This is a genomic window from Paraburkholderia sp. 40 (assembly GCF_050434105.1).
In the GTDB taxonomy this organism is placed as follows: domain Bacteria; phylum Pseudomonadota; class Gammaproteobacteria; order Burkholderiales; family Burkholderiaceae; genus Paraburkholderia; species Paraburkholderia tuberum.
Genome location: NZ_JBNPVY010000004.1, coordinates 3,246,367 through 3,270,824, shown reverse-complemented (window position 1 = coordinate 3,270,824; position 24,458 = coordinate 3,246,367). Strand labels below are relative to the sequence as shown.

Sequence of the window (24,458 nt, the reverse complement as noted above, 5' to 3'; positions counted from 1 at the left end):
CGCTTCGAAGTTCGTTAAGACGGCTCGAAGCGTCGCCCCTACCGAACGCGGCGCGGGTTGCCTTACCGCGCCGCGTTTTTCATGTCTTTCATGGACGGCGCGCTAGAATTGCGGTCCTTTCAACGCATCTTCGAGCCGGATAGCCGGTTTTCTCACTCTTGAGCGCGCAAAAGATACTGATCGTGAGGGTGTCGTCGCTGGGCGACGTCGTTCACAACATGCCCGTGATCGCCGACATCCGGCGCCGTCATCCCGACGCGCAGATCGACTGGCTCGTCGAGGAAAGCTTCGTCGGGCTCGTGGAACTCGTGAGCGGCGTGCGGCGCGCGATTCCGGTGTCGCTGCGGCGCTGGCGCAAGCGCATCCTGTCCGTCGACAACTGGCGCGAGATCGGCGCGTTTCGCCGCGCGCTCGCCGCCGAGCACTACGATCTGGTAATCGACTGCCAGGGCCTCATCAAGACCGCGTGGCTCGCGAACATGGCGCGCGGACCGCTCGTCGGCCTCGGCAACCGTACCGAAGGCGCCGGCTACGAATGGCCGGTGCGCTTTTTCTACGGGCGGCGCGTGCCGATCGCCCCGCGCACGCACGTGGTCGAACGCACGCGTCAACTGGTGGCCGCGGCGCTGAACGATCCGCCGCCGCAACCTACCGACGACATCGACTTCGGTCTCGACACGGGCCGTGCCGCGCTCGCGCTGTCGCAGGCGAATCTGAATCTGCCGGTGCCGTACGTGGTGTTCGTGCACGCGACTTCGCGCGCCGACAAGCAGTGGCCCGATGCCGCGTGGATCGAACTCGGGCAAGCGCTGGTGCGGCGCGGCGCATCGATCGTGCTGCCGTGGGGCAGCGACGCCGAGCGCGCGACCAGCGAGCGCCTCGCGAAGGAGTTCGGCGCGGCCGCGATCGTGCCGCCGAAGCTGTCGCTGCCGGCGGTGGTGGGGCTGATCGATGGCGCGGCCGCGACGGTCGGGGTTGACACAGGTCTGGTCCATATCGCGGCGGCGCTGAAGCGGCCCACGGTCGAGTTGTACAATTTCTCGACCGCGTGGCGCACCGGCGGCTACTGGTCGCCGAACGTCGTCAATCTAGGCGCGGCGGGGCAGCCGCCTACGCTGCAGCAGGTGAAGTCGGTGCTCGCCGGCTTCGGGCTGTTGTAACCCGGGCCGGCCGGCATCAGCACCTGCTGCATCCTGTCGGTGCGCTTCGCCTTGCGCACCCTCCGTTCCAAAGGGCGACCATGAACGAATCCCAGATCATCGAAGTAGCGAACGCCGACTGGCACGGCTGCAATCTGTCCGTGCCGCGCGAGACGCTGCTCGCCGGCGTCGAGCGCGGCAAGGTGCTGTACTTCCCGAACCTGCGCTTCGCGATCGACGGTGGCGAACAGGCGCTGCTCGACCCGGCGCTCGCCGATCCGAACCGCAAGAACATCAGTCTCGAACCGAACGGCGGCGCGCTGCATGGCGTGGCCGGCGATGCGGTCACGCAATCGGCGGTGCGCGCGTTGATCGCGCGTTATCAGGCGAATGCGCGCACGCTCGTCGACGGGCTCTTTCCCGAGTACAGCGGCAAGCTGCGTGTCGCGCCGACGAGCCTGCGGCTGCATCAGGTCGAGACACGCGAAACCTCGTGGCGCAAGGACGATAGCCGTCTGCACGTCGACGCGTTTCCGTCGCGGCCGAATTACGGCGAGCGCATCCTGCGCGTGTTCACCAACGTCAATCCCCATGGCGTGCCGCGCGTATGGCGCGTCGGCGAGCCGTTCGAGGATATGGCGCAGCGCTTCCTGCCGCGTATCAAGCCGCAGATGCCCGGCTCCGCGTGGCTGCTGAACCTGCTGCACGTGACCAAATCGCTGCGCAGCGAATACGATCATCTGATGCTCAGTCTGCACGACGGCATGAAGGCCGACCTCGACTATCAGAAGACGAGCCCGCAACAGACCATGCCGTTTCCACCGGGCAGCGTGTGGGTGTGCTTCTCCGACCAGACCTCGCATGCGGTGATGTCCGGCCAGTTCATGCTGGAGCAGACTTTCTTCCTGCCAGTGAAGGCGATGGCGCAGCCGGAATGCGCGCCGCTCGGCATTCTCGAGCGCCTGAAGGGCAGGGCGCTGGTTTGAGCGCGGCGGTCGATTCGAGGACCGGGCAGATGCCGGCCCGCATCGCGCGCGTGAGCGCGCTGCGCTTTCCGAATCACGCGGGGCGCCGATGCTAAGGGCGATCTATCGCGCGCTGTGGTGGCTCATCGCGCCGCTTGCGGTGCTGCGTCTGTTGATCCGTTCGCGTAAGGAGCGCGGTTATCGCGAGCATATCGGCGAGCGCTTCGGTTATTCGCGCGGGCGCTTGTTGGAGGACAGCGCGCCGTTGATCTGGGTGCATGCGGTGTCGGTCGGCGAGACGCGCGCCGCGCAGCCGCTGATCGATGCGCTGATCAAGGCGCGCCCCGACGCGCGCATTCTGCTTACGCACATGACGCCGAGCGGCCGCGCGACCGGCATCGAGATTTTCGGCGACCGCGTGTTGCGCAGTTATCTACCGTACGACATGCCGCATGCGGTACGGCGCTTCTTGCGCGTGTGGCGGCCGTCGCTCGGTCTCGTGATGGAAACCGAGGTGTGGCCGACCCTGATCGACGAGTGCCGTCGCGCCGACGTGCCGCTCGTGCTGACCAACGCGCGGATGTCGGCGCGTTCGTTCAAGCGCGCGGCGAAATTCGGCGGTGCGACGAAGGACGTGTTTGGCGGCTTCGCGCGCGTGCTCGCGCAGAGTCCGTCCGATGCCGAGCGGTTGACCTCGCTCGGCGCGCGCAATGTCGCGGTGCTCGGCAATCTGAAGTTCGACATGAGCACGCCGCCCGAACTCGCGGCACGCGGCCACGCGTGGCGCGCGGCGATCGGCACGCGGCCCGTGTGGGTCGCCTCGAGCACGCGCGAGGGCGAAGAAGCGCTCGTGCTCGAGGCGTTCGCGGCGCTCGGCGTCGACGATGCGCTGCTGATTCTGGTGCCGCGTCATCCGCAGCGCTTCAATGAAGTCGCGGCGCTCGTCGAGAAAGCGGGGTTGCGGCTCGAACGCCGATCGAGTTGGGCGCCCGATGCGAAGGTCGCGTCGGCGGCGCGCACCGCCGACGATGGCGTGGCGCCGCTGCCTCGCGACGTGAACGTGCTGCTCGGCGATTCGATGGGCGAGTTGGGCGCTTACTACGCGGCGTCGGATCTCGCGTTTATCGGCGGCAGTCTGTTGCCGCTTGGCGGGCAGAACCTGATCGAAGCGTGCGCGGTCGGCGTGCCGGTGCTGATCGGGCCGCACGTTTTCAACTTCACGCAAGCCACCGCCGATGCGGTCGCGGCCGGTGCCGCCGTGCAGGTGCAGGACCCGTCCGGTCTGGCGCGCGCGCTGCGCGAGCTGTTCGGCGACAAGTCGCGGCGGCTCGCGATGGGCGGTGCGGCTGCCGCGTTTGCGGCGAGGCATCGCGGGGCGACGGCGAGGACGGTGGATGTGTTGGCGGCGTTGTTGCCGGAGTAAGGGTGGGCGGGTGTCGTGCAATGCGGCGTGTTGCGTTTTGCTCGATGCGCAACGATTCCGCTGGACGCTCTCTCTGGCGATGCGATCAAACGACGCCACGAATCTCTCAAACGCCTTGCCATGACTGTTCAGTCGAAAAGCTCGGCAGGAAATGGCTCTCCGGTGCGCTAGGCCACCTCCGGAAAGTCCTGAGGATGCTGCGGCATCTTTATGTCCTTTTTCTCACGGTGTTGTTTAGCCACAGCGTTGCGGCCAATGCTGACATGTTGCATCTCCAGAGATACACGATCGCTGTAACGATCGATGCGAAGCTCGGTACATCGATGCCGCGCCATGGTCCGAACAATCAGATACATCGCATGGAAAAACGTGCGAGCAGCGCTGTGATGCCGCCGATGTAGAGTCTGACGCGCGGCGAAAGCGTGCTGACGGTGGGCAGGCCTTCGACCGGCTGCCGTTCGACATGTTGCGCTTCTGCCGGGAACAGGTCGAGGTGAGCCGGTGGGGCCTTGGCGAACCGCTGTTCCTGTGGCCGCAAGGATACGGCTGCGTGATACCCGAATTGCGGGTCTTGCTTGCGCATCTACATTTCGAGAGCGAACATCCGCGCGACTGAATTCCCGTAGCGCGCGACCGAACGCGCCGCAGCTTGCGGCAAAAGCGTTTGACAGTTGTTCGCTTAAATTCAGATGTCGGCTAATTGACGCTGCTTGTCTGTGTGTCATCGTGGTGCGGCCCTATTCATCCAGGAGCGCACCGAATCCATGACGAGCAATCTCGCACCGAATGCACCACCGACACCACAGCCACATGTAGCGCGTCTCAAGCAACCGGCATTCGCCTTTCCCTTCCTCCGCAAGCCGCAAGGCAATATCACGGCATCAGCACAGTTCACTGATGAGCATGACGTTTTCCGGCTGCTCGCGGCAAGCGAGCCGTCCGGCTCGTATCTCGTTAGCCGCAAGGGTCTGTGGCATGGTGGGATACATGTCACTGAGGGCGGCGCAGGTCAGGCGCTGGACCTTGACGCGGGACTACGCTGCATCGCAGATGGCGTGCTGGTCGCCTACCGCGCCGACAGCGACTATCCGGTCAGCCAACTGGCACTGGGCGGCAGCAACATGCCGTTTCAGGCGCCCTACAGTACGGGCTTTGCTCTCGTGCGCCATGAGATGGAGTTTCCGCGCGGCACGAAGCTGACGTTCTACAGCCTGTACATGCACCTGATGTCCAACGCCGACTATGACAGCAACTTCCCTAAGCGGCAGAAACCGGCGTACTGATCGCGGCAGTGGCAGCTAACGCAGTACGCACAGGACAAGCCCCTGCCGGGTCGCAGCGGCCAGATTGCCGACCCGTCGCAGGTAGGTTTGCACGTGCGCAAGACGCCTAACGGCTCCGTTCTCGGCATCCTTGCGCAGGGTGCGAGCGTCAGCATAGGCAAAACGCAAACGGTGCACGGCGCAGCGTGGGGCCAGGTAACCGGCCTGAACGGTGCGACGCTGCACGCGCCCGTAGCGGGTGACTATGTCGCGCCCGCCGTGGCTATCAACGGCTGGATTTACCTAGGTGCGCAGAACGGCGGCCCGGTTGCCGAAGAGAACATCTCTGATTCGAATTTCGACTGTGTGATTGTAATCACTGATCAGGCGTGCAGCCGGGACGATCCTCAGGGAACACGAGGCGGCGTCCCGATCAAGGCGGGCGACCTGATTGGCCACCTCGGCCGCTATGACTCGCTGAACGAGTGCACGTCCGGAACCCGGATGGCGCACATCGAGGTGTTCTGCGGCGAGGGGATCAGGCAGTTCATCGAGGCCGGACGCGCGTGGATCAAGACCAACTGTGCAAATCCGAAGCAGTGGAGTCAACTCGGTCTGCCCGCAGATCCGACGATCCTGCGCGTTGAGCGTGGAACGACTCTGTACCGTGACCATGGGCAACCCGGTCGGGATCCGAAACAGACCGATGTGATCCAGGTTTGCGCGTTTGCCACGCTGCCGCAGGATGCGGATCACCTGTTCATCGAAAAAGATCCCGGCGCCGACAGGGACAAGTGGCGCTGGTGGAAAGTGGACGCCGCCGATGTGCAACGCAATCCGATCTCAGGGTGGGTGCGTGAGCAGAGCTTTGCCGGCGGTCGCGTTACCCGTGAGTTTTCGCAAAGCTGGATCGATTTCGGGTGTCATGACGGGGAGCACGATCCGACGCACCATTTTCGCGACCACTGGCGACTATGTGGACTATGCGCTCGGAAGTGATGTGCCCGGTGCGGGTTCTCTTGGCAAGCTGAGTCCGCTCATGAGTTCACTCTACCGTGTGCTCTATCCAACCGGAGACGGCGTACACGCGGCGGACGATCTTTGCAGCGTAGGACGAAGCCCTCAGAATTCCGGATTTCCGTGGGTCGCGTTTCGGGCATCACGTCTCATCCCGAAGCACGAAAGCGAATGGGCCAACCCGGCAAAGTGGCAGGCGCTGATCAGTGCAATCGAGCAGCGCACCGGGCCAAAGCCTGAGCATGAAGAGGAAAAAAAGTGTATCGCGAAGCTCGTTTGGTGGGACGAGGTTGCGGCTAGAGTCCCTGGCTTTCCCGGCTCCGATGTGTATCACATCAATCCGATTGGGCTGGTGGGGAATTTTGGTCAAGGTTCCGCGCATCCGTTTATTACCATCCATGGACAACGAATCGAACTTCAGTTTTTACTGAAATCCAATGGCCAGCCGCTTAACGAAAAAGCCTATGCCGATGCCGCTACGGAGTTGGGGTGTGAGGTAAGCAATTAAGGCGGTTGCAAAAACGGAAACAGGTTCGTTAGGCCCGTACTTTAAACCCGACCAAGAATTGGCTTCGGGGGATGATTTGGTGCCAACTATTCTCTTCGAACGACATCTGTTTCATCGCGCAACCCACGGTAATTGCGATCAAAGCCATCCCCACATTTCCAATCCCCTGCAAGGCGGTTACGGGAGAAAAACGGTTCAATACGAAAAATTAATGGAAGCATATGCGCTCGACTCAAATGCGGCACTGCTTTCTTCATCTTGGGGACGATTTCAGATATTAGGAAGCAATTTCAAGGCGACGGGCTTCCATAATGTGCAAGACTATGTTGCGTCGGTGAGTGAGTCTGAGCTTAATCAACTTCGGGCGTTTGTTTCTTTTATCAAGGCAGATCCGGTCTTGAAAAAGGCTCTGTCCAGTAAAGACTGGCATGGGTTCGCAGTGAGATACAACGGTCCAGCGCAAGAGGGCTACGATGAAACTATCGCAAGAAATTATAGGGAGCTAGGTGGGCGATGAAATCAATAAAGTATGTAATCTGCGCGATGACGCTGTTTGGCGGCGCTTTTTGCGAGTTGGCTATAGCTGCGCCCTCGCTATGCAAGTCAACGGAATCTGTGGGTTTTTCCTGCTTGACTATGGCTTCAAAAACTATCGCGTTGTGCATGGATAAGCGCACTCAAACGATAACTTATCGATTTGGGAAGCCTGGAGAAATAGAGATGTCCTATTCTGCAAAACAAGGAGATGAAGGGGAATTTTATTATAATCACTATTTTCGACAGAATGTTGATTACACGCGGATTCATTTCATAAGGGCGGGGTACGAATACTCGGTATTCCGGAATTATGACGCTACCGAATCTCAAGTTTCCAACTATGGTGTGGCGGTATCTAAGAATGGGGGCGATGAACGGCAGATTAAATGCCAATCGCAAGTGATTGATAACATGTCAAGAATCCTTAAGCATTTGAGGTGCGATGAGAGTAGCGCGCTTGGCTGCTCTTGAGTTTCATTGGCTTTGTTGCGATTAGGGCCGATGGTAAATCACTCCTCCATACACATGCGCTGCCTCGCGCTTCAGTGGGACAACACGCGCCGCGCGCGTGCACGGCACGCGTTACGATTGGCAAAGGCGTTTCGAGGTGGGTTGCGATGCGTGCCGCCCATGGTCCGCTACCGAAGTGGGGTGGCGTGCTGCAAGCGAGAGCCAGATGCGAGCGGTGTTTGATCGAATTCGCCTACAGAGCACCGACATGGCAGTAGAAAGCAAAAAGCAAAAAGCTCAGTTGGTTAAAGTCCTAGGCATTCCCCGAATGCGATGTGTTCACGTCAATCCGAATGGGCTGTCGATGAATTTCCTGCGGGGTACCCATTCGCAACGGATTGCGGAAGCAGTGGAGGCAGTTGATGCTAAAAAATCGACAATTTGATTTCGCAATAAAATCTTTGCTGCTCATCGCTTTGTTTTTCGTCGCATCATGGAGTGCTGACATCAATTGGCACCGTTCAAACGAATCTCCATCTTGGAAAAATCGAAAGCATCGATGCACGATCAAACCAAAATAATTCAGGAGATGAGGTTAATTTTTTTGTGAGGCAGATTGCTGCGTTTAATTCATCAGCGTTGTCAGAGCCATCAAATGCATATTCTGCGGCGATGCTGCTGCTTGGCCAGGGAAAATTTCTGACGCCAGAGGACGAATTGAGGTCTTCGGCTCTTTGCGGGAACAAAGAAATATCCGATGATCCGGTCTTGTTGCAGGCAATGAAGAGAGTGATTGGTTGTGATGCTCAAGCCTATGGCAGTATTCAGGCGCCAAATGAGAGGGCGGTAGTTAGTAATAGGGCATTCTTTTTTAACTCCCCAAAATCACTAGGCATTGAAAAATCGTACTTGATTAAAGGGGATATGGATCAATTTCGAATGTCAAGACTAGGACCACGATCCGCCGCACACAATTTTCGCGACAACAGACATTCCCAAACCCACCCTCACACCTTCAACAACCCCTTCTTTTCAATAAACTTCACCACGTCATCAAGACCCTCGAGCGCCTTCAGATTGCACATCACAAACGGCCGCTCGCCGCGCATCTTCTTCGCATCGGATGCCATCACATCGAGGTTCGCGCCCACCAGCGGCGCGAGATCGGTCTTGTTGATCACGAGCAGATCCGACTTCGTGATCCCCGGTCCGCCCTTGCGCGGAATCTTCTCGCCGCCCGCGACGTCGATGACGTAGATCGTCAGGTCCGACAGCTCCGGGCTGAAGGTCGCCGCGAGGTTGTCGCCGCCCGATTCGATGAACACGATGTCCGCATCCGGAAAACGCGTGAGCATGCGGTCGACCGCTTCGAGGTTGATCGATGCGTCCTCGCGGATCGCGGTGTGCGGGCAGCCGCCCGTCTCGACGCCCATGATGCGCTCGGCCGGCAGCGCGCCCGCGACGGTCAGCAGACGCTGATCCTCTTTCGTATAGATGTCGTTCGTGATCGCGACGAGGTCGTACTGGTCGCGCATCGCCTTGCACAGCATTTCGAGCAGCGTGGTCTTGCCCGAGCCGACCGGGCCGCCGACGCCCACGCGCAGCGGCGGCAGCTTCTTCGTGCGGATCTGGGTAGCGGAAGCGGAATGATGAGATGCGTTCATGATGGATCGTGTGATCGTGTTACGAGCGGAAGAGCCGCGAATACTGCGACTCGTGGCACGCCGACAGAATGCCGAGCTGCGGCGCGAACGTGTTGAGGTCGTCACGCGAGGTCGCCAGCGCGCGCGCGACGGCCGCGTCGATCGGCTCACGCAGCGCGACGATGATGCGTTGCCCCGCGAGTTGGCCGAGCGGCACCGCCTTCAACGCGGCGGCGGTCTGGTTCTCGACCCAGCTGAACGCATAGGCGGCGAGCGCGGCATCGACCGGAGCATTGTGCGCGTGAGCGGCGAATGCGAACGCGCTCGGCTGCGCGAGTGGCGTCAGCGACGCGAGCGTTTCGCGCCTCGCCACGTCGCCCCATTCGAGCGACATACACAGCTGTCGCAGCGACCAGCCCATCTGCTCCGTTTCGCGGCGCAGTTCGGCGGACTCGCGGCTCGCGAGGAATTCGGCGTTGGCGTCGGCGAGTTCCACGGCGTCGTGCGTGCGCCAGCGTTCAATCTGCTGCGCGAGGAACGGCAACTCGCCGCGCGCGAGCACGTCGGTCAGGCCGCGTTCGATCCATATGCGCGCGGAGTCGGCATCGGTGATGAGCTGCGCTTCAATCGCCGCTTCGAGACCCTGCGAATAGCTGAACGCGCCAATCGGCAGTGCTGGCGACGCGAGATGCAGCAGCGCGGTGAATTCAGCGATGCGCATGACGATGCGGGTGGTGTCCATGTCCGCACGATTCGTCGCGCACGTGGTCATGGTCGTGATCGTGCGAGTGCGAAGAGCCCTCGTGGGCAGGAGCATGCTCATGCCCATGATGCTCACCAAACACCTGTTGCGCGATCGCATAGTCCTCGGCGAACGTCTCGTCGTGCCCATGCTTATGTCCACCGCCATACGCCCCGGCCTCAGGCTGAAACGGCAGCGACACCTGCTCGACCGTCGCGCCGATGCGCTTGAGCATGTCGGCGAGCACCGGATCGTATTCGAGCTTCAGATAATCGGCGCCCACTTCGACCGGCGTATGACGATTACCGAGGTGATAGGCGGCGCGCGTCAACGTCAACGCGTCCGATGCGCGTACGACAAGCACGGCTTCATCAGCCGCAACGACACGCACGAGCCCGCCATCATCGGCGACGAGCACGTCGCCATCGCGCAGCACGGTGCCGCGCGGCAACAGCAATGCGATTTCCTCGCCGTCATCGAGCGTCGCGGCAAGACGGCTCTTGCGACGTTCATCGAACGCGAGCGTCAAGGTCGGCGCGCGCTTGACGAGTACCGGCGCGATCTTCAGATGCGGCGCGAGAAGTTTGTTCAGTGTACGCATGATCAGAACAGGAAATAGCGTTGCGCCATCGGCAGCACGGTGGCCGGATCGCAGGTCAGCAACTGGCCGTCGGCGATCACCTGGTAGGTTTCCGGATCGACGCTGATGTTCGGGCGCCACGCGTTATGAATCATGTCGGCCTTCGTCACGTTGCGGCAGTTCTTCACGGCGACGATGCGCTTGTGCAAACCATAGCGTTCGGCCACATTCGCATCGGCGGCGAGTTGCGACACGAAGGTCAGCGACGTGCGGCCCAGCGCTCCACCGCGCGTCGCGAACATCTCGCGATAGTGCACGGGCTGCGGCGTCGGAATCGATGCATTCGGATCGCCCATCTGCGCCATCGCGATCATGCCGCCCTTCAGGATCAGCGACGGCTTGATGCCAAAGAACGCCGGCTCCCAGAACACGAGGTCGGCCCACTTGCCCGGTTCGATCGAACCAACTTCATGCGCGATGCCGTGCGTGATCGCCGGATTGATCGTGTACTTCGCGACATAGCGTTTCGCGCGGAAATTGTCGTGGCGCGCGTTGTCCTCGGGCAGCGCGCCGCGTTGCACCTTCATCTTGTGCGCGGTCTGCCACGTGCGGATGATCACTTCGCCGACGCGGCCCATCGCCTGCGAATCCGAAGAAAGCATCGACAGCGCGCCGAGATCGTGCAGGATGTCCTCGGCGGCGATCGTCTCGCGGCGAATCCGCGATTCGGCGAACGCGATGTCTTCGGCAATCGACGGATCGAGGTGATGGCACACCATCAGCATGTCGAGATGCTCGTCGAGCGTGTTGACCGTGTAGGGCCGCGTCGGATTCGTCGACGACGGCAGCACGTTCGCTTCGCCGCACACCTTGATGATGTCCGGGGCGTGGCCGCCGCCCGCGCCTTCGGTGTGATACGTGTGGATCGTGCGGCCCTTGAACGCGGCGACGGTCGCTTCGACGAAGCCCGCTTCGTTTAGCGTATCGGTGTGGATCGCGACCTGCGTGTCGGTATCGTCGGCGACGCCAAGGCAGTTGTCGATCGCCGCGGGCGTCGTGCCCCAGTCCTCGTGCAGCTTCAGGCCGATCGCGCCCGCGGCGATCTGTTCGGTCAGCGGGGCCGGTTGGCTCACGTTGCCCTTGCCGAGAAAGCCGAGGTTCATCGGATAGCCGTCGGCCGCTTGCAGCATGCGTTCGAGATGCCACGGCCCCGGCGTGCAGGTGGTCGCATTCGTGCCGGTCGCGGGGCCGGTGCCGCCGCCGAGCATCGTCGTCACGCCGCTCGCGAGCGCTTCCTCGATCTGCTGCGGGCTGATGAAGTGGATGTGCGTATCGATGCCGCCCGCGGTCACGATCAGCCCTTCGCCCGCGATCACTTCGGTGGAGGCTCCAATCGCGATCGTCACATTCGGCTGGATGTCGGGATTGCCAGCCTTGCCGATCGCCGCGATGCGGCCGTCCTTGATGCCGATGTCGGCCTTCACGATGCCCCAGTGATCGAGGATCACCGCGTTCGTCACGACGGTATCGACGACCTCGGCATGCACACGCTGCGACTGGCCCATGCCGTCGCGAATCACCTTGCCGCCGCCGAACTTGACCTCTTCGCCGTAGGTCGTGAAGTCGCGCTCGATCTCGATCAGCAGTTCGGTGTCGGCGAGGCGCACGCGATCGCCGGTGGTGGGGCCGAACATCTCCGCGTACGCGCGGCGGCCAATGCGTAGTGTCATGGTGTGGGTCCGAAATGAGCGACAGGCAAGGCAAGGCGGAGCAGGGCGGTCGAAACGCCAGGGCGCGGGCAGCGCATCACAGCTTGCCCATCACCTTGCCGTTGAAGCCGTAGACGATGCGCTCGCCGGCCAGCGCGACGAGTTCGACCGTGCGCTCCTGACCGGGCTCGAAGCGCACCGCGGTGCCCGCCGCGATGTTCAGGCGAAAGCCGCGCGCCGCTTCGCGATCGAACGACAGCGCGTCGTTCACCTCGTAGAAATGATAATGCGAGCCGATCTGCACGGGACGGTCGCCGGTATTCGACACGACCACCGTGACCGTCGCGCGGCCCGCGTTCAGTTCGTGCTCGCCGTCGTCGATGAGGAGTTCGCCGGGAATCATGGGGCCTGCCTTGACGAAGAGGAGTTCAGGGAATCGGGTGATGGACGGTGACAAGCTTGGTGCCGTCGGGAAACGTCGCTTCGACCTGGATGTCGGGGATCATCTCGGGCACGCCCTCCATCACGTCGGCGCGCGTGAGCAGCGTGGTGCCATAGTGCATCACCTCGGCGACGCTCTTGCCGTCGCGCGCGGCTTCCATCAGCGCGGCGGTGATGAAGGCGACCGCCTCCGGATAGTTCAGCTTGAGGCCGCGCGCGCGGCGCCGTTCGGCGAGCAGCGCGGCGGTGAAGATCAGCAGCTTGTCCTTCTCGCGAGGTGTCAGCTTCATCGGGTGTGGGTCTCGGCGTTTGATGTGTCGTGGCGGCGTCGTGGTCGCGTCGCGGTGACGGGGGCCTGGCGTCGCGCGATCATCCGGTCACGGTATCAAGTCCGGCTAACGGCGCGCTTACAACTACGTTTGCGACCGCGCATGCCACCGCGTCTGCAAAATTACAGATCGGCGGGGAGCGGTGCGCCGAACCACTTCTTCGACATCGCACCGAGCGTGCCGTCGTGTTTGGCCTGGGCGATCGCGGCATCGACCTTCTGTTGCAGGCGCGGCTCGTTCTTGTTCATGCCGACGAAGCACGGCGAGTTCTTGATCACGAACTTCGGCTCCGGACGGCGCGGCGGATTCTTCGCGAGGATCGCGGCCGCGACGATGTTGCCGGCCGCGATCAGCTGCACCTGGCCGGACAGGAACGCGGCGATCGTCGCGTTGTTGTCCTCGAACCGCTTGATCGTCGCGTTCGGCGCCATCTGCGTGAGACCGATTTCCTCGAGCGCGCCGCGCGTCGCGCCGACGGTCTTGCCGGTGAGATCGGCGGGACCGCTCACCTTGATGTCGGCGGGACCGAACACGCCCTGGTAGTACGGCGCGTACGCGTTCGAAAAGTCGATCACCTTCTCGCGCTCCGGCGTTTTGCCGAGCGACGAGATCACGAGGTCGACCTTGCCCGTTTGCAGATACGGAATGCGGTTCGCGCTGTTGACCGGCACGAGTTCGAGCTTCACGTTCATCGCTTTGGCGAGCAGCGCGGCCGTGTCGATGTCATAGCCCTGCGGCTTCATGTCGAGGCCGACCGAGCCGAACGGCGGATAGTCCTCGGGCACGGCGACCTTCAGCACGCCGGCCTTGGCGATGTCGTCGAGCGTGTCGGCGTGCGCGGAGCCCGCATGAAACGCGAGATCGGCGACGATGGGCAGGGCGAGCAATGCGGCCAGCAGGGCGCGGCGCGCGGAGCGGGAGAGAGTGCGGGTCATGGGCGTGAGCAGTGGTGGTGTCGGTGTCGGGTCCTCGCTGGCTTCATCGTGGCCGGCCGCGAAGTGGCGAGTGCAACGCAAGCTGTGTGCCATCCCCCCTGTGGCGTGGCGGGGCGGCGTGCGACGCCAGTTCGCGCACATGGTTGGGGCGTGCGCGTGCGCCGCCTTGGTGCGCAAAGAGCGTGATGAAGACGAAAGCGGGAAGCCGCGCTCTCAGGTCGACCAGATCCGCAACGGCACCGCCGCGACACCATGCACGACCGGCCGCAATTGCAGCCAACAGCGCGTGAGCGCGTGCTGCAGCGTTTCCATCGAGCGCGACACCGCGCGCACGAGCAGCACGCCGTTCGTCACGCACGAGGCGGCTGCTCGCAACGTGTCGTCGAACGGCAGTTGCGCGCTCAGCGATTCGGCGAGCGCGTCGTCGCAAGCGGCGCCTACGGCCCACAGCGTGCCGTAGGCCGGAAAGCCGGCGAGCCCCTGCGGCGCGTCGCGCAGCGGATCGTCGGCGGTGAGGCTCGCGCGTTCGAACCACAGCAGCTCGCCATTCGCGCCGACGATGCGCGACACCGCGCGCAAGCTACCCGCCGACCAGCGTTCGCCGGCCGCCTGGCGTCCGAGCTGGGTCGCGTCCCAGCCGAGTGCGCTCGCGCCGTCGGCGAGCGTCAGCGAAAAATCGAGATGCGCGTTCGCGTGATCGAACACGATGTTGTTCTGCGGCAGCCAGTCGAGCTTCGCGTGCTCACCGACACGCAGCGCGATGCGCTGCCGCGCCGCGCGGCCGTTCGACTTGTACCACTTGGTTGCGCCCGGCGTCGTCAGCACCGCGTGCGTGTGCGCGGCGAGCGTGATGTCGATGTCGAGCTGATCGCCACCCGCGACGCCGCCGGGCGGATGCACGATCACCGCGTGACAGATCGCCGGGCCTTCCGGATAGAGCGGCCGTTGCACGCGCAGCGGTCCGTCGTGCAGCCGGTGCGCGAGCGTCGTGCGAGCGTCGCCGCCGACGAAGCCGAGTTCGAGTCGCGCGCGCCACGGCGTGTGCGCGGCGGCGAGCGTGGCGTGATTTTCGTGAAGCGACATGCGGATGGATGGGGGAATCGGCGTGCGACGAGGATAGCACGCGTGTCGAAGCGCGGAAGCCGCGGCAGCGGCTACGATGCGGCCCCCTCGGGCGAGGCCTCGGTCACCGACAGCACCTTGATGCCCTCCCACTGCGGATGCAACAGTCGCAGCAACGCAAGGATCGCGCGGGGGGTGTTTTCCTGGACGGTCAACGAGTCGCTGCCTGTCTGGATTGCTTTCTTGCCATGTTGGCAATACTGATATTCGACGTGAACCGTCACGGACATGCCTTTCTCCCTCTATATCGATTTTGTGTCGCCGACCCAGGCCGTATCGCGGCGGCGTCTAGCGTACGAGTGTCGGCTCGGCGTGATCGTCCACGCCCCGTTCCGCGCGATTCATGAATCCGCAGTCGAGCAACAGCTGACAGAAAGCTTCCGGCGAACACGACGGCCCGGTCGTCCCGGCCATTCTCGCGAGAACGTCGGGGAACGACGCGAGCACGTGCCAGCTGTCGTAATACGCGTGCAGCTGGGGCGCGAGTTCGTTGCCGAGCTTCTCCCAGCGCACCGACAGCATGCCGACCGTACCGCCGCTGTCCACTTCGAATAGACCAAAAGTGACCGCCGACACGACGTTCATCACCCTGCAATAGGAGGCTGGGTTTCTGTAAAACTCGCGTCTGACCTGCTTGTTGTCGTCCATAGTGTCCACCTCGTCGAACCGTTGCGGCGTTGCCTAGCCTGTGTAACGGTTGCGCGGCGGATAACTTGAGCTCGCTTACACGGCAATCAACCCTCTTACCCCATCCGCATCCATGTTCGCCCCCTCGCCGCCCGCGACGATCTCGCCGCGACTCATCACCCAGTAACGATCGGCGATCGCTTTGGCGAAGTCGTAGTACTGCTCGACCAGCAGCACCGTCATGCCCATGTCCTCGACGAGCTGCCGCAGCGTGCGGCCGATGTCCTGAATGATCGACGGCTGGATGCCCTCGGTCGGCTCATCGAGGATCAGCAGTTGCGGCTCGCTCATCAGCGCGCGGCCGATCGCGAGCTGTTGCTGCTGACCGCCGGAGAGATCGCCGCCGCGCCGGTTGCGCATGTCCTTCAGTACCGGGAAAAGCTCGTAGATGCGCTCGGGGATTTTCTTCGGCGCCTTTCTGCTCGCGGCGCCGACCAGCAGATTTTCCTCGACGGTGAGGCGCGGAAAGATATCGCGGCCCTGCGGTACGTAGGCGAGCCCCTGGGCAACGCGGGCATGGGTCGGCAGTTTCATCAACTGTTCGCCGCGCCATGCGATCGCGCCGCTTTTCGCGGGCACGACGCCCATCAGGCAGCGCAGCAGCGTGGTTTTGCCGACGCCGTTGCGCCCGAGCAGCACCGTCAGCTTGGCGTCGGGCACCGTGAGCTTCACGTCGCGCAGAATATGGCTGCCGCCGTAGTATTGGTTCAGTCGGTCTACTTCGAGCATTGTTCAGTCGTCCTGTCGGGTTGACGATGCGGTGCCGCTTTCAGCAGCAATCAGCGGCCTAGATAAGACTCGATCACCGTCTCGTCGCGCTTGACTTCGTCGAGCGTGCCGTGCGCGAGCACGCGGCCTTCGGCCATCACCGTCACCTTGCCTGTGTCGCCCGCGAGCGCCGCGACAAACTCCATGTCGTGCTCGACGACCATCATCGAGCAGGTGCCACGCAGGTGGTTGAGCAATTCGGCGAGTTGCATCGTTTCGTCGTCGGTCATGCCGGCTGCGGGTTCGTCGAGCAGCAGCAGCGCCGGTTGCTGCATCAGCAGCATGCCGATTTCGAGGCGCTGCTTCTGGCCGTGCGATAGCTCGCCGGCGAGCCTTCGCGCTTCGCTTTCCAGCCCGATCAGCGCGAGCGTTTCCTCGATGCGGGCCTGCGCGTCGCTATCGAGCCGCGCGCGCAGCGACGCCCACCAGCCCTTGTCGGTCTTCATTGCGAGTTCGAGGTTTTCCCACACCGGATGCTGCTCGAACACGGTCGGCTTCTGGAACTTGCGGCCGATGCCGGCGCGCGCGATCGCCGGTTCGTTCATGCGCGTGAGATCGATCGACTGGCCGAGAAACACCTTGCCGTGATCGGGCGCGGTCTTGCCCGTGATCACGTCCATCATCGTCGTCTTGCCAGCGCCGTTCGGGCCGATGATGCAGCGCAGTTCGCCCGCGTCGATCGCGAGCGACAGCGCGTTCAGCGCGCGAAAGCCGTCGAAGCTGACCGTTACGTCCTCGAGGTAGAGGATCGTGCCGTGCGATATGTCGATCTCGCCGGGCACGACCGCGTGTCCCATGCTCGCGACGCCGCTCAGCGAGCGTTCCGGTGGTGCTTCGGGTAAATCCAGATCGGGAACCATCGGGTTTTCGTTCATCAGCGGTTCCTTTTACGCGTCAGCAGATCGGCGAGCCCCATGATGCCGTTCGGCAGCAGCAGCGGCACCAGCACGAAGATCAGGCCGAGAAAGAACAGCCAGTATTCGGGGAAGTTCGCCGTGAAGAAGCTCTTCGCACCGTTCACGGCGAACGCGCCGATGATGGGGCCGATCAGCGTGCCGCGTCCGCCGACCGCCACCCAGATCGCCATTTCGATCGAGTTGCCCGGCGACATCTCGCCCGGATTGATGATGCCGACCTGCGGCACGTACAACGCGCCCGCGATGCCGCACAGCACCGCCGACACGGTCCACACGAACAGCTTGTACGCCAGCGGGCTGTAGCCGAGGAACATCAGCCGCGTTTCGCCGTCGCGCACCGCGGTCACCACGCGGCCGAGCTTCGACGTGACGATCGCGCGCGCGCCGATGAACGCGGCGATCAGCACCGCGAACGTAATGAGCAGCAATGCGGCGCGCGTGCCCTGATGCGTGATCGGAAAACCGCCGATGCGCTTGAAGTCGGTGAAGCCGTTATTGCCGCCGAAGCCCGTCTCGTTGCGATAGAACAGCAGCATCGCGGCGAAGGTCATGGCCTGCGTGATGATCGACAGATAGACACCCTTCACGCGCGAGCGGAACGTGAAGAAGCCGAACACCCACGCGACCACGGCGGGTACCAGCACGACCAGCAAGAGCGCGTAGCCGAGATGTTGCGTGCCATGCCAGTACCACGGCAACTGGTGCCAGTCGAGAAACACCATGAAGTCGGGCAGATCGCTGCCGTACTTGCCGTCGTGGCCGATCGCGCGCATCAGGTACATGCCGATCGCGTAGCCGCCGAGCGCGAAGAACAAAGCGTGACCCAAACTCAGGATGCCGCAGTAGCCCCACACCAGATCGAGTGCGAGCGCGGCGATCGCATAGCACATGAACTTGCCGGTCAGCGTCATCGCATACGCGGACAGATGAAAGGCGCTCGTCTCCGGAATCACCAGCGCGGCGAACGGCACGCCGAGGCCGAACACGATGATCAGCGCGATCAGCGCGAGCCACGCGCGACGCGACAACAGCGCGGGCCGCGGTGGCAGGCCGAGCGCGAAGCCGGTGTTGGACTCGCGCGCGCCGTCGGCGCCAGCGGCACTGGCGCGCGACGACGAAGCGGAAGCGGGGTCTGCCGATGAAGTAGCCGATGTCATCTCATGCCTCCGCGCTACGGCCCTTCAAGGCGAACATGCCCTGCGGACGCTTCTGGATGAACAGCACGATCAGCACGAGCACCGCGATCTTCGCGAGCACCGCGCCCCAGAACGGTTCGATCGCCTTGCTGACGAGTCCCAGCCCGAAGCCGCCGAGCACGGTGCCCGCGAGCTGGCCGACGCCGCCGAGCACGACCGCCATGAACGAATCGATGATGTAGCTCTGGCCGAGGTCCGGCCCGACATTGCCGATCTGCGACAGCGCGCAGCCGCCGAGCCCCGCGATGCCCGCGCCGAACGCGAACGCATACGAATCGACGCGCGCGGTCTTCACGCCGACGCACGCGGCCATGCGACGGTTCTGCGTGACCGCACGCACGAACAGACCCAGCCGCGTGCGCGTGAGCACGGCCCACGCGATCGCGACGACGATCAGCGAGAACGCGAGAATCGCGAGCCGGTTGTACGGCAGGATCAGATTCGGCAGCACGGTCACGCCGCCGCTCATCCACGACGGATTGACGACCTGGACGTTCTGCGCGCCGAACAGCATGCGGGTGGCCTGAATCAGGATCAGGCTCACGCCGAAGGTGGTCAGCAGCGTTTCGAGCGGGCGGCCGTACAGGTGCTTCAGCACGAGCCGTTCGAGCACGATACCGACCAGCGCCGCCGCGACGAACGCGGCCGGTATCGCAAGCAGCGGATACCAGTCGAACGCGTTAGGCGCGAAACGCTGAACGAGGTTCTGCACGACGTAGGTCGCGTACGCGCCGATCATCAGGAATTCGCCGTGCGCCATGTTGATCACGCCGATCAGGCCGTACGTGATGGCGAGGCCGAGCGCGGCGAGCAGCAGCACGCTGCCGAGCGACAGCCCCGCGAACAGCGTGCCCGCGATCTGGCTGCGGCGCTGGATCGCATCGAGCTCATCGATGCCGCTTTGCGCTGCCGCGCGCACGCGTTCGTCGGCTTCGGCAAACGTGCCGTCGGCTTTCTTCGCGACCAGCGGGCGCAGCAGTTCGTTCATTTCGAGGTCGTGGCGCGCGGCGACCAGTTGCACCGCTTCGAGGCGCTTGGCCGGATCCGGGTCGTGCAATGCGCTCATCGCCCACAGCGTGTCGAGACGTTTCTTCAGAGCGGGATCGGTTTCTTTTGCGCGCGCCGCGTCGACGAGCGGCTTGATCGACGGATCGGGGTTGTGCAGCAGCGCATCGACGGCGGCTGCGCGTATCGCCCGATCGGGCGAGGCGAGTTGCAGACCTGACAGCGCGCCCGCCACTTTGGAGCGCAGCAGGTTGTTCAGCGTGACCGGTTGCGCGTCGCTCGTGGCGACGGGCTGGCCGGTGACGGCATCGCGGGTGGCGTCGCCGTCCTGCAGCAGTACCGCGCCTGCGTCGGTGGCGAGCGCGTTGTCGTCGGCGAGCGCCTTGAGCACCGCGAGCGACGCGGCATCGTGCGTCGAGATCAGCTTGTCGATCGCGGCGGACTTCGCCTCGAAGTCGTCGCCCGCGAGCGGCGCGACGTCGGCCTGGGTCAGCGCGAATGCAGCGCCGGGCGCGGCGGCGAGAAGGACCGCGAGCGGCAGCAGGAGCGTCGCGCCGCGTCGTCGTACGGAAGTCGGAAATGAAAACGCCATGATGGCCTTTTGCACTGGGTTGAATCGATGAGCCGCTCGAGCGCGCGAGGGCGTCGCGTCAGACGTCGCGCCGCCGCTTCAGCGGGACGTTGCCGCGCATTGGCGTGCGCGGTCACGCCGCGCGACGCAGCGAACGCGCGGCGGCGGCGCGAAGCGCAGGGCGTCTGGGTCACGCGCGAGCCGCGCGCGCGTCGGCACGCAGGTCGCGCGTCGCGACCGAAGCGGCGATACACGCGCGGTGACCAGCGCGCCCCATCGCCGCCGCGAGCCGCGACGAGGCTCACGCCGACACGTCATGCGACGCGCGAGCGCCGCAGGAACGCCGGAATCGAGCTGACCACATCCGGCTTGCCAGCATTGCCGGCGATGAACGGGCTCCACGGTTGCGCGCGAATCGGTCCCTTGGTGCGCCACACGACGTTGAACTGGCCATCCGCGCGTACCTCGCCGATCATCACCGGCTTGTGCAGATGGTGGTTGCCGTCCATCTCCAGCGTGAAGCCCGACGGTGCGGCGAAAGTCTGGCCGACCATCGCGACGCGCACCTTGTCGACCTCGGTGCTCTTTGCTTTCTCGACCGCCTGCTTCCACATATGAATGCCGACGAAGGTCGCTTCCATCGGATCGTTGGTCACGCGCTTCGTGCCGCCCGCCAGGTTGTTGTCCTTGACCCACGTGGCCCATTGCTTCTTGAACTTCTCGTTGGACGGATTGCGCAACGACATGAAGTAGTTCCAGGCCGCGAGATTGCCGACGAGCGGCTTCGTATCGATGCCGCGCAGCTCCTCTTCGCCGACCGAGAACGCGACGACCGGCACATCCGACGCCTTCAGCCCCTGGTTGCCGAGCTCCTTGTAGAACGGCACGTTCGAGTCGCCGTTCACGGTCGAGATCACGGCGGTCTTGCCGCCTTGCGAGAAGGTCTTGATGTTCGCGACGATGGTCTGATAGTCGCTGTGGCCGAACGGTGTATAGACCTCCTGAATGTCGGCTTCCTGCACGCCTTTCGATTTGAGGAACGCGCGCAGAATCTTGTTGGTCGTGCGCGGATACACATAGTCGGTGCCGAGCAGGAAGAAGCGCTTCGCGCCGCCGCCTTCGGCGCTCATCAGGTATTCGGTCGCGGGAATCGCCTGCTGGTTCGGCGCGGCGCCCGTATAGAACACGTTGCGCGACATTTCCTCGCCTTCATACTGCACCGGATAGAACAGCAGGCCGTTCAGTTCCTCGAACACCGGCAGCACCGACTTGCGCGACACCGAGGTCCAGCAGCCGAACACGACCGCGCACTTGTCCTGCGTCAGAAGCTGGCGCGCCTTCTCGGCGAACAGCGGCCAGTTCGACGCCGGGTCGACGACCACCGGCTGGATCTGACGGCCCATCACGCCGCCGTTCTTGTTGATGTCGGCGATCGTCATCAACGCGGTGTCTTTCAGCGACGTTTCGGAGATCGCCATCGTGCCGGACAGCGAATGCAGGATGCCCACCTTGATCGGGCCGCTATCGGACTGCGCGTGCGCGAACGGCACGCGGCCGGCGAGCGCGAGCGCGCCGGACATGGAGCCGAACTTCAACAGACTGCGACGTTTCATGTGCTATCCCCTTGCCATTGATGGTCACTGTTTATGAGCGTCGATTTCAGCCAACCTGGCTGAGCTCGCACGACTAGCCGATCGTCTACTGCAAGGCACATGCCATGTGACACATTCGATGCGATGCGCGTGCGATGCCCGTTGCGGCGCGGCTATCGGCGCGAGGGCGGCGCGTCGAGCCATCGATGCCGCGGCGCGAAAGTGGTGCAGTCGCGCGCGCCGCGCCTCGTTCGGGTGCGTGTCGCGCCGCGACGAAGCGCAGTTCGCCGCCAGCGAAGCGCCGCTGGCGCGCGCTGGGCATTGGCGGTGCATGGGCGGCATCGGTACGCCGCGTCTTTGTGCATGACGTGGGGTTTGGGTGGACTGAAAGACCGCCGATGCCGAACAGGGAGAGCCGACACGACAGAACGCGCCCCCGACAGCCCATCCGATATGTCAGCCTTCAGGGGACTTGCTAGTCGCAGCTAATCTGCTTGACGATTCCACCGCGGCCATAGACAAGCCGGCATTCTTTATAGGAAGCGGATAGTTGCCTTGTAAGCACGATGCCAGTGCCTTCGTATCGACACCCGAGCCAGATCGGGACGCCGCTTGATCGAAAACGCCAGCGGGCTATTCGCTCGTGGGCCGGCAATGCTGTGTCGCTAGTCGGGGCGATGCTTGCGTTCCTTTTGGGATCGGCATCGAAGAATGTTATCCCCTGCAAAAAGCGAGGCGACATATCCATCTGGGGAGTCCATTCCTCGGATATCGGCTGACTCAATGACTCATTGACTGAAATTGATGGCAAGCACGCCAGTTCTGTTGCGCAAGCCTGATTGGTGAGAACGAGATCCAGTGACTCGATCAATTCCGCGCCATCCTCGATATCTTCATGCCCGGTAAAACCAGACACTTCCATGTGCCCATCGCCGAACACGTCAATTTCGATGCGCTGTCCGACGACGGTTACTAAAACCAGCACGCTATCAGGTCATTGGCGGCTTAGGGAATAGTGAATCCTGGCATCATCAAGTCTGTCGCAGGTCATACAGTGGATGGGGCATTGCTATCGTGCCAGTATCCTAAACCGATGATTCGGGTTCTACTTCAAGGAATCAAACTCTATAAGTAATTCAGCGCCTAGTGTGGCCTCAAGAACCGCAATGTTTTTCAACGGCTTCCCTTTACCCCACGAGTAAGCTTTGTCCAGCGAGGCTAGTGCCTTCCGGTACTCATCCGAACTGAAATCGGTTAGCACCTTGATTGAGTAGACGATGTTCTGTATCAGAAAGTCGTTGGCCCAACATCGGGTGGCCCCGCTGAACAACAGCCGTACTCGGTCTTTCTTGTTATCGAACATCAGACGAAGTTCGACAACCTCCTTGTCCATGTCCGCTGCTATACCGAGCAGGTACCAGTCGTGAAATGATACGTACTGTTCAATGATTTTCATCTTGGGTCATCCATCAATCAGGGGTTCCAAGGACTGAAGGGTACAACCAAGCCCCCACCGTCTCGCGCGCTGCCATTCCAGTTATGTGGGTGCGGTTTCATGCCATTGTGAAAATGGTCGAAATCCAGGTCTACAACAGGTTTCCCATCATCTCCGAATAGCCGCATCTGCCCACTGCCCGGATTCGTGTACCACGTTCCCGGCTCGCCCTCGTTTGGAGTTTTGGCAATGTCGAATGAGTCAACATCAGCGATACCCGACTGGTATTCGAACGGCTGCGCGTCACCAGGCAGCGTCGATGCGTCTCCATCGCCGGCTCGCGCACCGATCACGGCGACAGCGAAATCGAGCAGACTGCCGTCGCTGCTGCGACCAGACGCGGCGGCGGGTGCGGCGAACAACCGGACTTGCCGCGTGACCTGATCGTACGGGCCGGACCGCATGAGTCTGTCGTTCGGGAGATCGGCTGCCCTCACCGCAAAATTCCTCAGCGGCGTGCTATGGGTTTGCGGAAACAGGTCAGCACGACGGCCTTTGACGGCAAGCAGGCCTCCCCGCCGCACCTCTGCGAGAAGCGCATTGGTGACCCACCAGCCATCGGTGTCAGGGTCACGGTCTCGGAAAGCTTGAAACGGTAGGGACAGACGCCGCCCAATGCTTTTGATCAGATCCTGGTCCCGTTCCCACTCGCTATGGTTCAGTCCGGCGATACCGAGAAATTCCCCAGTATCTGCTTTGGCCCTCTCGAGGTCGGCGGCCTTCCTCAGGCACGCCTTGAAATACCACTCGTCACAGATTACATAACAAACACCCAAGGGCCTCTGACAGCGCAGCTCCACGGAGTGCATCTCAAACACGGACAAGGACATAGGTATGTCGACGATCTATATGAAGTCGCTGCCCGGATCGGCAGCGATCAGATAATCACCGTGCGACAGGTTGTCCGTACATGGGCGACGGCCCAAAATTTTTGGCTGCTCTAGCGAGCGTGCGCAGCACCAAAGACAAACGGCGCAAGGACCATCAGCCCTTGCGCCGCTTCAATGCGCTACCGCGCGGTAAATCTCAGTAAGTCGGAACCGACGGATCGACCTGACGCGACCACGCGTCGATCCCGCCTTGCAGATTGAACACGTTGGTGTGTCCGCGCGATTCGAGGAACATTGCGACCTGCGCGCTGCGCGCACCGTGATGGCAGATGCAGACGATCTGCGCGTCGTCATCGAGTTCTTCGCTGCGCGCGGGAATCTCGCGCATCGGGATCGACACGATGCCGGCGATCGACGCCGTTTGCAGTTCCCACGGCTCGCGTACGTCGAGCAGCACGGGTGCGGGGCGCGAGGTATCGGCGAGCCATTCGGCGAGTGCGGGAGCGGTCAGGTTTTGCATCAGCGAGACATCCAGTTCGTGGGACGGCGGCTTACTCGCCGCCCGTCCAGATCAACAATACAGCGCGAAGCGCAG

At 62.8% G+C, this 24,458-nt stretch carries 28 protein-coding genes; 8 read left to right on the top strand and 20 right to left on the bottom strand.

Translation table 11 applies throughout. The features are described from left to right. The first annotated feature begins 158 nt into the window (after positions 1–158). From waaC to waaA, 3 genes are all read left to right on the top strand, one after another. Positions 159–1,160 (top strand): lipopolysaccharide heptosyltransferase I, encoded by a 1,002-nt coding sequence (gene waaC / locus OKW28_RS37135; RefSeq protein ID WP_184059725.1) that lies wholly within the window; start codon positions 159–161, stop codon positions 1,158–1,160. A gap of 80 nt (positions 1,161–1,240) precedes the next feature. Continuing rightward, positions 1,241–2,125, top strand: a complete 885-nt coding sequence (locus OKW28_RS37130) for a Kdo hydroxylase family protein (protein WP_429452826.1) — start codon at positions 1,241–1,243, stop codon at positions 2,123–2,125. An 88-nt stretch (positions 2,126–2,213) separates the two neighbouring features. Then, the gene (gene waaA, locus OKW28_RS37125; RefSeq protein ID WP_429452825.1) at positions 2,214–3,527 is read left to right on the top strand and encodes a lipid IV(A) 3-deoxy-D-manno-octulosonic acid transferase; all 1,314 of its coding nucleotides are present in this window, start codon (positions 2,214–2,216) and stop codon (positions 3,525–3,527) included. 346 nt (positions 3,528–3,873) lie between these two features. Here the strand turns inward: waaA and OKW28_RS37120 are convergent, their stop codons facing one another. Then, entirely contained in the window at positions 3,874–4,110 is a 237-nt protein-coding gene (locus OKW28_RS37120) for a hypothetical protein (protein ID WP_429452823.1), read from the bottom strand. 181 nt (positions 4,111–4,291) lie between these two features. On the opposite strand from OKW28_RS37120, the gene OKW28_RS37115 reads away from it, so the two are divergent. The 5 genes from OKW28_RS37115 to OKW28_RS37095 all read left to right on the top strand — a co-directional run bounded on the left by OKW28_RS37115 (position 4,292) and on the right by OKW28_RS37095 (position 7,746). Then, the gene (locus OKW28_RS37115) at positions 4,292–4,810 is read left to right on the top strand and encodes a hypothetical protein (RefSeq protein WP_429452821.1); all 519 of its coding nucleotides are present in this window, start codon (positions 4,292–4,294) and stop codon (positions 4,808–4,810) included. Between the two features lie 93 nt (positions 4,811–4,903). Further along, a complete protein-coding gene (locus tag OKW28_RS37110; RefSeq protein ID WP_429452819.1) occupies positions 4,904–5,788 on the top strand; it encodes a hypothetical protein in 885 nt (294 codons plus the stop codon). A gap of 40 nt (positions 5,789–5,828) precedes the next feature. Continuing rightward, positions 5,829–6,314: a hypothetical protein gene (locus OKW28_RS37105; RefSeq protein WP_429452817.1), complete on the top strand. Its 486-nt coding sequence runs from the start codon at positions 5,829–5,831 to the stop codon at positions 6,312–6,314. Next, the gene (locus OKW28_RS37100; protein ID WP_429454582.1) at positions 6,310–6,831 is read left to right on the top strand and encodes an N-acetylmuramidase family protein; all 522 of its coding nucleotides are present in this window, start codon (positions 6,310–6,312) and stop codon (positions 6,829–6,831) included. Before OKW28_RS37105 ends, OKW28_RS37100 begins: the two co-directional genes overlap by 5 nt. 738 nt (positions 6,832–7,569) lie before the next feature. Further along, the gene (locus tag OKW28_RS37095; protein ID WP_429452815.1) at positions 7,570–7,746 is read left to right on the top strand and encodes a hypothetical protein; all 177 of its coding nucleotides are present in this window, start codon (positions 7,570–7,572) and stop codon (positions 7,744–7,746) included. Between the two features lie 562 nt (positions 7,747–8,308). On the opposite strand, the gene ureG is transcribed toward OKW28_RS37095, so the two are convergent. From ureG to OKW28_RS37000, 19 genes are all read right to left on the bottom strand, one after another. Beyond that, positions 8,309–8,965 (bottom strand): urease accessory protein UreG, encoded by a 657-nt coding sequence (ureG, locus tag OKW28_RS37090; RefSeq protein ID WP_429452813.1) that lies wholly within the window; start codon positions 8,963–8,965, stop codon positions 8,309–8,311. Positions 8,966–8,984: 19 nt separating this feature from the next. After that, positions 8,985–9,665, bottom strand: coding sequence for an urease accessory protein UreF (locus OKW28_RS37085; RefSeq protein ID WP_429454580.1), 681 nt, complete (start codon positions 9,663–9,665; stop codon positions 8,985–8,987). Next, entirely contained in the window at positions 9,652–10,287 is a 636-nt protein-coding gene (ureE, locus tag OKW28_RS37080; RefSeq protein ID WP_429452811.1) for an urease accessory protein UreE, read from the bottom strand. Before ureE ends, OKW28_RS37085 begins: the two co-directional genes overlap by 14 nt. A gap of 2 nt (positions 10,288–10,289) precedes the next feature. Next, complete coding sequence (ureC, locus tag OKW28_RS37075) at positions 10,290–11,996, bottom strand: urease subunit alpha (protein ID WP_429452809.1); 1,707 nt, start codon at positions 11,994–11,996, stop codon at positions 10,290–10,292. A gap of 76 nt (positions 11,997–12,072) precedes the next feature. Then, a complete protein-coding gene (locus OKW28_RS37070; protein ID WP_018419648.1) occupies positions 12,073–12,378 on the bottom strand; it encodes an urease subunit beta in 306 nt (101 codons plus the stop codon). 25 nt (positions 12,379–12,403) lie between these two features. Next, positions 12,404–12,706 (bottom strand): urease subunit gamma, encoded by a 303-nt coding sequence (gene ureA / locus OKW28_RS37065; RefSeq protein WP_008923043.1) that lies wholly within the window; start codon positions 12,704–12,706, stop codon positions 12,404–12,406. Between the two features lie 161 nt (positions 12,707–12,867). Continuing rightward, complete coding sequence (locus tag OKW28_RS37060) at positions 12,868–13,680, bottom strand: transporter substrate-binding domain-containing protein (protein WP_429452807.1); 813 nt, start codon at positions 13,678–13,680, stop codon at positions 12,868–12,870. 213 nt (positions 13,681–13,893) lie between these two features. After that, a complete protein-coding gene (locus OKW28_RS37055; protein WP_429452805.1) occupies positions 13,894–14,763 on the bottom strand; it encodes an urease accessory protein UreD in 870 nt (289 codons plus the stop codon). Positions 14,764–14,834: 71 nt separating this feature from the next. Then, complete coding sequence (locus OKW28_RS37050) at positions 14,835–15,032, bottom strand: hypothetical protein (RefSeq protein ID WP_018419651.1); 198 nt, start codon at positions 15,030–15,032, stop codon at positions 14,835–14,837. Between the two features lie 58 nt (positions 15,033–15,090). Next, positions 15,091–15,450 (bottom strand): hypothetical protein, encoded by a 360-nt coding sequence (locus OKW28_RS37045; protein ID WP_429452803.1) that lies wholly within the window; start codon positions 15,448–15,450, stop codon positions 15,091–15,093. Between the two features lie 75 nt (positions 15,451–15,525). After that, positions 15,526–16,218: an urea ABC transporter ATP-binding subunit UrtE gene (gene urtE / locus OKW28_RS37040; protein WP_429452802.1), complete on the bottom strand. Its 693-nt coding sequence runs from the start codon at positions 16,216–16,218 to the stop codon at positions 15,526–15,528. Between the two features lie 50 nt (positions 16,219–16,268). Beyond that, positions 16,269–17,132 carry an urea ABC transporter ATP-binding protein UrtD gene (urtD, locus tag OKW28_RS37035; protein ID WP_429452800.1) on the bottom strand — a complete coding sequence of 288 codons (864 nt, stop codon included), beginning with the start codon at positions 17,130–17,132 and terminating at the stop codon, positions 16,269–16,271. Beyond that, positions 17,132–18,331 (bottom strand): urea ABC transporter permease subunit UrtC, encoded by a 1,200-nt coding sequence (gene urtC / locus OKW28_RS37030; protein WP_429452798.1) that lies wholly within the window; start codon positions 18,329–18,331, stop codon positions 17,132–17,134. Before urtC ends, urtD begins: the two co-directional genes overlap by 1 nt. Position 18,332: 1 nt before the next feature. Continuing rightward, positions 18,333–19,967, bottom strand: coding sequence for an urea ABC transporter permease subunit UrtB (urtB, locus tag OKW28_RS37025; protein WP_429452796.1), 1,635 nt, complete (start codon positions 19,965–19,967; stop codon positions 18,333–18,335). Positions 19,968–20,260: 293 nt separating this feature from the next. Further along, on the bottom strand, positions 20,261–21,559 hold the full coding sequence (urtA, locus tag OKW28_RS37020) for an urea ABC transporter substrate-binding protein (RefSeq protein WP_429452795.1): 1,299 nt from the start codon (positions 21,557–21,559) through the stop codon (positions 20,261–20,263). 454 nt (positions 21,560–22,013) lie between these two features. Beyond that, positions 22,014–22,523 (bottom strand): STY0301 family protein, encoded by a 510-nt coding sequence (locus tag OKW28_RS37015; RefSeq protein ID WP_429452793.1) that lies wholly within the window; start codon positions 22,521–22,523, stop codon positions 22,014–22,016. Positions 22,524–22,643: 120 nt separating this feature from the next. Continuing rightward, positions 22,644–22,994: a hypothetical protein gene (locus OKW28_RS37010; protein ID WP_429452791.1), complete on the bottom strand. Its 351-nt coding sequence runs from the start codon at positions 22,992–22,994 to the stop codon at positions 22,644–22,646. Between the two features lie 17 nt (positions 22,995–23,011). Then, positions 23,012–23,863: a hypothetical protein gene (locus tag OKW28_RS37005; protein ID WP_429452789.1), complete on the bottom strand. Its 852-nt coding sequence runs from the start codon at positions 23,861–23,863 to the stop codon at positions 23,012–23,014. A gap of 196 nt (positions 23,864–24,059) precedes the next feature. Beyond that, positions 24,060–24,383, bottom strand: a complete 324-nt coding sequence (locus OKW28_RS37000) for a rhodanese-like domain-containing protein (protein WP_018419659.1) — start codon at positions 24,381–24,383, stop codon at positions 24,060–24,062. Between the last annotated feature and the right edge of the window lie 75 nt (positions 24,384–24,458).